2 protein-coding genes are annotated in these 2,495 nt (G+C 59.9%); both read right to left on the reverse strand.

Annotated elements, in window-relative coordinates:
- Positions 1 to 169 precede the first annotated feature (169 nt).
- Complete coding sequence (locus tag ACODTY_RS23780) at positions 170 to 1,540, reverse strand: DUF8535 domain-containing protein (protein WP_488996642.1); 1,371 nt, start codon at positions 1,538 to 1,540, stop codon at positions 170 to 172.
- A gap of 480 nt (positions 1,541 to 2,020) precedes the next feature.
- The coding region (locus ACODTY_RS23785) for an SOS response-associated peptidase family protein (protein WP_488996643.1) at positions 2,021 to 2,495 on the reverse strand (475 nt) is incomplete at its 5' end.

A 2,495-nucleotide genomic window follows, 5' to 3' on the forward strand; every position in this document is an offset into this window, starting at 1 on the left:
CAACTCGCTTTGACGGCTATCGCAGAGGCGAAAGTGCAGTCCATCGGTGATCGCCGGGCGAAGGCGACCTATTTGGCCGAACTGCTCGAAGCTGATCCTGAGTGTATGAGACCCGAGGACCTGGTGGCAGCGCTACGCTCGCTGGCATGAGTGTCACCGTGGTTGCCCCCTATTCGTTGACGAGACGCAGATGCCGGGTTGTGGCTTGGTCAAGCACCCATCGCTGCAGATCCGCGCCAAGTGACCGCGCTTTCGCCGGTTTCATGTCGGGGGGCGTTATTTGATAGCACGGACCGACCTCTCGCATACGCGGTAGCGTTTTCGCTTTGGCGGCGATGTACTTCTCGGTATCCATCCCCATGGCTTCGATAACGAGGTTAGTGGGTGGACGGTTGCCATAGCTCGTCTCAAGAACGAAATCAGGGCGGCAAAGCCCTCTTGATGTCGCGATGGCAAAGAGAGGCTTCTTGATCGCAATCCGAAGACGAGGGGCGGCTTCAAAAAGAGATATCTGCAGCCAGATGAGCAGGTCGGTGACGTCACGCTCGAAGCCGGATTCGACCGGAAACAGCGTATCGCCGTTGAAGACGGGCTGCGCATAGGATTGGACTGCACGTAAGTCGCCGTCGTCGTCGTCGCCGAAATCGACGTTGGCGATTGCAAGATATGGACCGCGCCGCCGGGGATCCCCCCGAAGAGGTTGGCGCAGACGTGAATTAAGCGTGATCGGTTCCGAAGTGGCCGCCGGCCGGATGAGCTTGTCCGTGACGCTGGGCGAGAACAAGATCATGAAACCAGTCCGGCGCTGGTTCGGCGCCCAATCACCCTGCGATTTGCGCAACAGTCGCTGAAACCTGGAATTCTTGTCCCAATAGTCGCCGGCCCAGGTAGTCGACAGCGCACTGAAGCGCCAGGTGCGCGTGACGCGCCATTTGGCGCCGGCGTTGTGGATCGTTGTGAGTTGGTCCCTCAGCCGGTACGGCGAGGGCTGATCCTGAAGCGGTTTGAGCACATTGACAGCCGCGGCATCCATAAGCCGCCAAAGAACCAACGCGAGCTTTGAAGGCCGGTCGTTTCGTTCGCGATCCTGGTCAGGAGTGCGACGGTCAAGGTCGGCAAGCTGGGTTGGAACAGGTGGCAAGGCATCGATGTATCCGGTTTCTCGATGGGGCACCGGTCGAAGATTGAACGCGCGATCATGTGCGGATGGCTCGAAGTCCCGGTCGACGTGGAACGGGCAAGTGTCGGAATGGTTGGGCCGGTCGACACGTGCATGTGGATCACCGTCTGCGGGTGTAAGGCGGCGCAGTGTGAACGTTCGCTCCTGCTGTTGCGGCGCGAGCAGAGGCTTGAAATCCCCTGGCACGCAATCGCACTCTATCCATCCATCCTTGGTTTTTGCACGGCGAATGACCGCCAGCGCCGTCGCATCTTGTTCGGCGGATGCTGAATGACCATACCAAGCTCTCAGCGCCTCCGCTTCGTCGGCTGTGATTTGATCGACCTGGTAGCCTGGATTTCCGCGAAGGACGATGCGCATGACCGTTCAATCTATTTGGCTTGAGCACATTCCGAGCGCGACCGACGGTTTAGGGGTCCAGGCCGTAGAAGCCGATGAATCGCGTGTTCTCGATATTTTCTCTACGCTGTGGAATCTCAATTGGGCGAGCAACGGCCGTGCAGCTGCTTGGCTTGTCGGCTCTGTCTCGGAATCTCGTCGTGACGGACGGACTCGAGCGCAGCATCGCCCGTGAATCGACCATTGCGCGCATCGTTCTTTAACTAAAGATACTCTCGTAAAATTCCAGATACGTCCAGTTTGCGCGCAGAGCCTTGGTCACGCGCAGGTAGGAAAGGCCTGTTCCGCGCCTGCTTGTTTTCTTCACGGCCAGAGTGAGAAACGGCATGAATGGCATCATTACCGAGGACAGGGCCATCGTGGCGCCTCAGTGTCGGTCGTACGAAATCTGTCACGCCACGGCACTCAGGGCTGGCAACCTCCGGCGCGTTCGCGCAGGAACTAGTGCAAAAGCTCTCCCTGAGGCTGCCGCTCACAATGGCGTACTCTGAACGTGCCCGCCCGGAGCTGTCTGAGCAGATCCTTCTCCTCATAGCCATGGTCGAGCCAGCGCATCCGGTCCACGCGCCGCAACACTGCCATCTGGCGATCACGATACGGCGCAACGTCCGCATTCGCCTCGATGGTCAGGATTGCGGAGGATTCCGGCCATTCGCGTGAGGCTGGGCGCCATATCCCGGCGAAATAGAACCAGTCGCCATCGGCGAGCGCGAAGCGATATTCCCTGCCGCGGCTGCGGAACCGAAACTCGGAGGCCCCAAGGCATCGATGGCCCGGAAAGCTCCGGCCTTCAGCGCGGACAACGGTGAAAGGCCGGCAGCCGCGCTCGCGTGGCTGTAGGCCCCAGGGCAACTCCACCCTCTCAACATCGCCGCCGGAACGCCTTATGATGATACGGCGTTCATCGAGCGGCGCG

It is taken from the genome of Mesorhizobium sp. FG116 (assembly GCF_057809835.1).

Bases quoted from the DNA above. Each gene is read 5' to 3' on its own strand.
- ACODTY_RS23780 (WP_488996642.1), bottom strand. From the start codon at position 1,540: ATGCGCATCGTCCTTCGCGGAAATCCAGGCTACCAGGTCGATCAAATC.